Annotated in this window: 10 protein-coding genes and 1 pseudogene; all 11 read left to right on the top strand. The window is 32.8% G+C overall.

What is annotated here, in order from left to right; all coding sequences use genetic code 11:
* Positions 1-259 precede the first annotated feature (259 nt).
* The 11 genes and pseudogenes from L323_RS32445 (at position 260) to L323_RS42070 (ending at position 6,658) form a co-directional block, all read left to right on the top strand.
* Positions 260-754 (top strand): hypothetical protein, encoded by a 495-nt coding sequence (locus tag L323_RS32445; protein WP_131451049.1) that lies wholly within the window; start codon positions 260-262, stop codon positions 752-754.
* Between the two features lie 52 nt (positions 755-806).
* Positions 807-1,220 (top strand): DUF3788 domain-containing protein, encoded by a 414-nt coding sequence (locus L323_RS32440; RefSeq protein WP_020815828.1) that lies wholly within the window; start codon positions 807-809, stop codon positions 1,218-1,220.
* A 261-nt stretch (positions 1,221-1,481) separates the two neighbouring features.
* Positions 1,482-1,745: a hypothetical protein gene (locus tag L323_RS32435; RefSeq protein ID WP_020815827.1), complete on the top strand. Its 264-nt coding sequence runs from the start codon at positions 1,482-1,484 to the stop codon at positions 1,743-1,745.
* Positions 1,746-1,852: 107 nt separating this feature from the next.
* Entirely contained in the window at positions 1,853-2,017 is a 165-nt protein-coding gene (locus tag L323_RS41390) for a hypothetical protein (RefSeq protein WP_020815826.1), read from the top strand.
* A 752-nt stretch (positions 2,018-2,769) separates the two neighbouring features.
* Positions 2,770-3,105: a hypothetical protein gene (locus tag L323_RS32430; protein ID WP_020815825.1), complete on the top strand. Its 336-nt coding sequence runs from the start codon at positions 2,770-2,772 to the stop codon at positions 3,103-3,105.
* A 303-nt stretch (positions 3,106-3,408) separates the two neighbouring features.
* Positions 3,409-3,852: a GNAT family N-acetyltransferase gene (locus L323_RS32425; RefSeq protein ID WP_020815824.1), complete on the top strand. Its 444-nt coding sequence runs from the start codon at positions 3,409-3,411 to the stop codon at positions 3,850-3,852.
* A gap of 138 nt (positions 3,853-3,990) precedes the next feature.
* Positions 3,991-4,443, top strand: coding sequence for a GNAT family N-acetyltransferase (locus tag L323_RS32420; protein WP_020815823.1), 453 nt, complete (start codon positions 3,991-3,993; stop codon positions 4,441-4,443).
* A 115-nt stretch (positions 4,444-4,558) separates the two neighbouring features.
* A complete protein-coding gene (locus L323_RS32415) occupies positions 4,559-5,500 on the top strand; it encodes a DNA/RNA non-specific endonuclease (protein WP_020815822.1) in 942 nt (313 codons plus the stop codon).
* Positions 5,466-5,998, top strand: a pseudogene (locus tag L323_RS41670) (ParA family protein); the annotation flags it as partial. The gene L323_RS32415 and the pseudogene L323_RS41670, both read left to right, overlap by 35 nt.
* Before the next feature lie 24 nt (positions 5,999-6,022).
* Positions 6,023-6,286 carry a hypothetical protein gene (locus L323_RS41660; protein ID WP_242835285.1) on the top strand — a complete coding sequence of 88 codons (264 nt, stop codon included), beginning with the start codon at positions 6,023-6,025 and terminating at the stop codon, positions 6,284-6,286.
* Positions 6,287-6,658 carry a hypothetical protein gene (locus tag L323_RS42070; protein ID WP_020815821.1) on the top strand — a complete coding sequence of 124 codons (372 nt, stop codon included), beginning with the start codon at positions 6,287-6,289 and terminating at the stop codon, positions 6,656-6,658.
* Positions 6,659-7,169: the final 511 nt, after the last annotated feature.

Here is a 7,169-nt window from a genome sequence, read left to right as displayed (position 1 = left end):
AATGAAAGGGGCATCAGTCGTAAAACAAATTATAGGGGCGCAATAGCAAAATAATGCGAACAAAGTAAGTTGATCTTTGGAAACTGAATAGTGCGGTACTTGTTGCAACATAAATACTATTGACTAAATTTAATACCAAATATAGTATAGATGTAATAGTTTCATGTATTAATGCCAATGTTATAAATGGCGAACTAAAGATTTGGCAGAAAACAGTTAAAATAAGAATTTGTCGGGCAGTTTAAACTGCGGATTGCTTATGCTATCGGAAGTTAAAAACTACAAGAATGTCATTTCAAACGATAATAAATTGGAGGATGAAATGGGAAACTTTATTAGTAAAATCTGTTCACATATATATGTAGAGGGAGCATTGGAAGCTGTTAAGCTATATAAGGAAGCATTTGGGCTTGAAGATAGAGGTACGCCTTGGCTCGACGAAGATGGTGTATTAGTATATCAAGAACTCGGACGAAATGGCGAGCTTTTTATCAGTGTCAGCGAGGATAAACATTTGTTTGCCGAATTTATAAAAGATTATCCTGATGGTGTGCGTCCAACGATGTTGTTTATTGTATATTTTGAAAATGAAGATGATTTACGCAGAGCTTTTGGGCTTTTATACAAAGAGGGAAATCCATGCACTGGAGTGAAACCTGAGGGAGACATCATATGTGCTTTCATTGATACATTCGGGGTTTATTGGCACTTCCAAGTTCCGATAGATTGGAATGCCTCGTTTATTCCTAAATAAGTCTTTGCTTGGATACATAATTAGTAATACTTTTATTAGTGGAGGAGTTATTATGCAAGAAGTTTTTCCAACAAATCAAGAACTTAACGAAATGCTCGGTACAGAGAAATATAATGTATGGGTGGGTATTTGTAATCTTGTTGAAAACTTATATGAAATGGATATTTTACGAAAAAACACCAGTTGGAATAATTGGAAATACGAACATAAATATCGGCGTGGTGGTAAAACCTTATGTACGCTCTATGCAAAAGATAATTGTTTTTGCATACAGATTATTTTTGGAAAAGATGAAAGAGCTAAATTTGAGAACGAGCAACATACTTATTCTGATGAAATTCAAAGCATCTACAACAATTCAACAACATATCATGACGGAAAATGGATGTATTTTGAACCAGTCAATTCTCTACTTGAAGATATTCAAAAGTTATTACATATTAAAAGATTACCAAATAAAAAGTAGATAATAAGCACAATACGAAGTCAGTTGGTCGTAATCTTTATATTTTATGATTTAAATTACTGTTATGAATTAAGAGATATTAATAAACAAGTGAATAGAATTCTAAAAATCAGTACCGCATTATTCAGTAAATGAAAGTGCGGTACTTTTTTATTGGCTAGTACGCAATATAGCGGGAATACTAGTCATGAAAGATGAACATTGGAAACTGAATAGTGCGGTACTAAACTTGAATAAATAATATTCGAGAGATAACATTGTATGAAACAATGTTACTATGTTGGAATAATGTCAAAGAAAAATATATTATTTGATAGAAAGTACTTTTATATTGCAGGTTTTATGATAGGTATGATTTGTTGTGTAATTAACCTTATCTTAGGGGGCAAAGTTAACATTGTAGAATACATAACGGTATCTATTTCTTTCAGTTGGCCTTTTGTATTTATATTATATTTGATTATAAAGCAATCCGAAAGACAAAAAAAGGAAGGAAGAACAATATTTCTGTCAAAAGAAGGATAGATAGATGAACTTTGACAACTGAATAGTGCGGTAACATCTAATTGTATACAAGTTACATATATAGTATTATTAGGTTATAAAAAGCCTGATTGTAGGAGGAATAATAAATGGAGTTAATTGTATACATACTAGGAGGATTCGCTTTATTTTTAATAATTTTAGGTGCTGTCAAAATGGCTGTTAAAGAGGCACTATATGAAGTTAAAGAAGATATAATTAAGGAATTTAACCTTAAAAAGGTAAATGCAGATGATATTTATGAAGATAAATAATTCGCTAATTTAAATAACTCTAAAGTTGACAACTAAATATAGGTTTTCCTAAGTACCGCATTATTCAGTAAACGAAAGTGCGTACTTTTTTTGGTTTGCTCGCAATATAACGGAAGTCCGAGTGAAAAGGGGAGTTTGTAAGATGTTCTTTGAAAACTAAATAGTGTGGTATTGATTTATATTAAAATATGGAATATCCTGTATAAAAGATATAATTGTTTTATGTGAGGTGTTATGGATAAAAAGGAAAAGAGGCTTACTTATTGTTGTTACATGAGGTTTTGTAGAGATAAGAATTATATCTAATACATATCAGCATCAATGGTGGAATCCATTTAAATGGAAAACTATATATAAGCACTTAAAACAAATTAATATGTTAGCAGATATTTTTCATAATCTTCCGTTACTGTTAGAATCTAATGATTTTAATAAAGAAGAATTTTGGCAACAAATAGGCAGTTATGAAAGGCAATTTTTAAAAGAAGATTCTTATAAAGAAACATTTCACAAACACTTTAAATCATAAAAAATTTGGTTAATACCGCACATTTAGTTAACGGATGTGCTTTTTTATTGCACAAAATAAGTCTATTGCGTCCTAAAACGTTGTACCTTGATAACTGAATAGTGCGGTAAGGTTGAAACTTGACATAGAATCATTCCAGATATAGTATTATTTGTAACAAGTGATTTGAATTTAGATTATTTATATATGGCGACGTAAGATCGGTTAGAAAGGAGATAATTGATTGAGAGATACATCATCTCGAAACAAAATAATTGCCCTAATTATTGTGATTTTATTTTTGGTATCTTTTGCAGGATTATATGTTTATGGTTCATTTTATACAACAACAGGATATTGCGATATAAAATATAAGCAAATAGAAAATAATAAGTGCTATATTTTTGCCCGAAATGGAAATAGAAATATAAGATTAGAATGCAACAAAGATGATTATGAAAAGATTACTGTTGATAGCTATTTAGCATATGGTATTTCATACAAATGGAGTACACTTTCCCCAAATAAAGGCAAACTATTGTATATTAATTTTAATGACGTTATTGACAATAGGCATTAGCCACTTAAATTAAAATATTATGTTGAGTTAATGAACAATTTTTATATATCAAGAATCATTCTATTACCGCATATTCATAAATGAAAATGCGGTTTTTTCATGCCCGCGTTCGGGCGCAAAATAAATAGATTGCGACGGAAGAATTTTGGACTTTGAGAACTGAATAGTGCGGTAGTGGTTATATAAAAAATTGTTGACTCCAATATACTCCACATATAGTATTGACGTAATAGTGTTTGATAGATTAGAATCGGATGATATCGTGATGTAAAGAGAGACAACAAGTTGTGGGGGATAGGAAATATGGAAGAATTATTTTTATTAAAGATTAATAAACAAATGCTTGAGGATTGTGTGGATTTGTATATTAATACATTCACTAAAGAACCATGGAATGATATTTACGAATCAAGAGAACAAGTAGTGAAGTTTTTTAATAATCATTTTAATAATAATTACTTTATAGGTTATGCAGCTTTATTAGATGATAAGATGGTAGCCTTGAGTATAGGTATGAAAAAACCATGGATAAAAGGTTTTGAATATTATATTGATGAATTTTGCGTTAGTTACGAAAATCAGGGTAGAGGTATTGGTAGCTGGTTTATAAAGGCAATAGAAGAAGATATTAAAGAGCACGGAATAAATGACATGATACTAAACACAGAAAAAGATTATCCATCGCAAAAATTCTATGAAAAAAACGGATTTAAAACACTTGGTGACTTGATAGTTCTTGGTAAATAATGCTTCGTAATATTTATATCATTTAAAATATTATTATTAATCAAGTGGGTTTAAAAAGTTAACAGATTAAAAACAGTACCGAATTACAACAGTTTATATATCGAAGTAAGGACTATTTACTTATGGAGGAGCATAGAAATGGAATTAATTAGCACAGACGGAAATGACAAAAGATTTGTAAATTTGTGTTATGAGTTAGATGATTTTTTAAATGAGATTGTTGGCGGTGAAAAGCAAAGAGAAAAGTATAATCAATATAATAATCTTAAGGATATTCATGATGTGATATTAGTTATTGATAATGGTCAAGTGGTAGGATGTGGCAGTTTTAAAAAATACGACGAGAAAGTAGCAGAGATAAAGAGAGTCTTTGTTAAAAAAGAATATAGAAAAAAAGGGTTGGCTAAGAGCATAATGAAAACATTAGAACAAAAGGCAATGGAAAATGGATACTCAAAATTAATACTTGAAACGGGAAATGTTTTGAAAGATGCAATTAAATTATATAGTGGTATTGGTTATAAAGTTATAGAGAATTACGGACAATATGTAGATATGCCGGAATCAATATGTATGGGGAAGTTACTATAAATTATGAGTTTGTGTTAGCGTAAGTTCACTATTATTATATATCAAGAATCAATATATTACCGCACATTCAGTTATTCGGATATGCTTTTTTATTGAAGAAAGTTGGGAAATGACTATGAGAAAATACATAATTGCTTATTTAGTAATAATTGCATTGTTGACAGGCTGTTCGGTACAGAGTGTTCCAGAGCAGAATGATTCAACTACGAAATTAACAGAAAATAGTTCGTCTATAAAATCCGCATCTCCTAGTGAAAATCAAACGGATATACAAGGTAAGGCTACCACTGAAGCACCAAGTAAACCAACTGAATCATCTCCATCTGAAGGAAAGTATAAGGAAATTAAAGTTGCTGGGGGGGATACTAGCGGAACAAGAAAATCTATGGTAGTAGTTGATATTGGATATGGTGATAGAGAATACTGGGCCTATACCAATCAATATGGACAATTATTAAGGGTTACTGCTAAGAAGATTATTCTTCAGAATACAAAAACGGAGCCGGTGCTGGAAAATGGCAGATACTATAATGATGAAGCAAAGGTTCCCGGTACTGAGCGGGCAGACCTGGATCAGGGACATGTCATTGCAGACTCCTTAGGTGGAGTTTCCAATGCTTACAATATAACACCGCAGGACAGTACATTAAACCGTTATGGCGATCAGGCATATATGGAAAAAAACATTAGGGATGCAGGTGGTTGTATTAATTTTGAAGCTATCATTATGTATCCCAATACAAAGACGCAGATTCCTAATCATTATCGTTACACCTATACATTAAAGGGAAATGTTATCACTGATGATTTTGATAATGTTAATCCTGATAAGGTAAATAAGTCTTTGAATGAGAAATCGACAGATAAGCCAAAGACTACTCCCATGCCGTCTACTACAGATAAGAATCATAACATTGATGCTATAGATAAAAATCACAATGGTAAGGTATCAATAGCTGAAGCAAAAGTAGCTGGATTTAAGATGCCAATCACAAAGGAACACTGGTTGTATAAATATATGGATGACCGTGATGGAGATGGAATGGTTGGGGAGTAAAAGTTCAAAAATGGGAAAAGTAAATGCAATTGCAAATCAAAAAGGCGGAGTAGGTAAAACTACAACCGCTGTAAACATTGCCGCGGGTCTGGAGCAGAAAGGATTCAGTGTCATAGGCATTGACCTCGACCCGCAGGCAAACATGAGCGACTATTTAGGTTGTGAAAACGAAAGCTTGTACAATATCAGCGACCTGATGGTGGCAGCGGCAAACAATACTCTGAGTGACGAGTACATAGCAGAAAGTATAGTACACAGTAAGGAGGGTATTGATTATATTCCTTCCAACATAAAGCTTGCTGGAGCTGACTTATTCTTATCGAATGTAATGTGTAGGGAGCAAGTGTTAAACAGGATACTGAAAAAAGAAATATTCAGTAAATATGACTACATAATTATCGACTGCCCAGCCTTGGAATCCTTCTTACAAATGCACTTGCAGCAGCAGACAGCCTCATAATTCCTGTACAAGCACAGAAATTTGCCCTGGATGGACTAGTACAACTGGAACAAGTGTATGACATGGTTAAGGTAAATGTAAATCCTGGACTAAAAATTGATGGTGTTATTTTGACTATGGCTGATAACACAAATATGTCCAAGGCTGTAGAAGCATCCTTAGTAGGCAAATATGGTGATACACTCTTTGTAACCAGGATTCACAAAAGGGTTGAAGCTACAAACAGTACATTTGAACAAAAAAGCCTGGTTTCAATGGAAAACAGCGTACTGGGTGCCAAATACAGAAATGTGACAAAGGAGCTGATCGAAAGGAGTAGAGGATAAGTGTGGACAACAAAAATTGACTTTTCAAAGAAGCTGGATAAGCCGTCAGATAATGTTTTTGCACAAATGTTTAATTTGAACACTACAAACAAAAATAAGGAAAATGCTACTGAAATAGATTTAAACCTCATAGTACCCTTCAAAAATCATCCATTCCGACTGTACACAGGTGAGAAGCTAAGGCAAATGGTTGAATCAATAAAGAAAAATGGAGTAATAGTTCCCATGACGGGACATATGAAAACCTGGCAGGCCATAACCGTGTTAATGCAGCGAAACTTGCCGGACTGTCAAAAGTTCCTGCGGAAATTAAAGAAGACATCACAGATGCACAGGCAATACAGTCGTATTCATGAAGAAGAAGGATGTTGAGATTGACCAGTATTTGAGCCAGGCTGATGAGGTGGGTAGGGATAGTAGAAGGGTGAAATGAATGGAAAGTAGTGACTAAAAAGTATGTCTATCATTATGATCATCTAGTATGTATTGTGGAGCGGGCAAAGTTCTATGATAGTGTCGAAAAGTGCCGTATTCACCTCATCCTGAAGGCCAAAATTTTAGAAAAAAGCTATTTGCCTTTGTGTAATGGCTTCTTTCGTCGTATACATATTTGATAATTTTGTAAAAAGATTATTGATTTAGCCTTGGATGTGTAAATTGTTACTAAACAAAGGATTTTGTAAAATAACGTCGAACAATACCAATGAAAGAATTGTAAATTGGCAAGGAACTATTTTTACCTATATCTGTAGAATTATACTTAAGGGAGGCCAACTATATGAATAAAAGTATAGTAATTAAGAGATTACTCAGCATCTTGGTGACTATGGCAATGATGACGACAATATTTACAGGAACAATCTTCGCAGAGGACGGAACATCT

The organism is Ruminiclostridium papyrosolvens C7, assembly GCF_000421965.1.
Lineage (GTDB): Bacteria > Bacillota > Clostridia > Acetivibrionales > DSM-1351 > Ruminiclostridium > Ruminiclostridium papyrosolvens_A.
The sequence above is the reverse complement of the archived record's forward strand: the minus strand, read 5'-3'. Positions and strand labels throughout refer to the sequence as shown.

Coding starts and splice junctions, on each gene's coding strand:
- L323_RS32445 (WP_131451049.1), top strand. CDS start 260: ATGCTATCGGAAGTTAAAAACTACAAGAATGTCATTTCAAACGATAAT.
- L323_RS32440 (WP_020815828.1), top strand. CDS start 807: ATGCAAGAAGTTTTTCCAACAAATCAAGAACTTAACGAAATGCTCGGT.
- L323_RS32435 (WP_020815827.1), top strand. CDS start 1,482: ATGAAACAATGTTACTATGTTGGAATAATGTCAAAGAAAAATATATTA.
- L323_RS41390 (WP_020815826.1), top strand. CDS start 1,853: ATGGAGTTAATTGTATACATACTAGGAGGATTCGCTTTATTTTTAATA.
- L323_RS32425 (WP_020815824.1), top strand. CDS start 3,409: ATGGAAGAATTATTTTTATTAAAGATTAATAAACAAATGCTTGAGGAT.
- L323_RS32420 (WP_020815823.1), top strand. CDS start 3,991: ATGGAATTAATTAGCACAGACGGAAATGACAAAAGATTTGTAAATTTG.
- L323_RS32415 (WP_020815822.1), top strand. CDS start 4,559: ATGAGAAAATACATAATTGCTTATTTAGTAATAATTGCATTGTTGACA.
- L323_RS41660 (WP_242835285.1), top strand. CDS start 6,023: ATGGTTAAGGTAAATGTAAATCCTGGACTAAAAATTGATGGTGTTATT.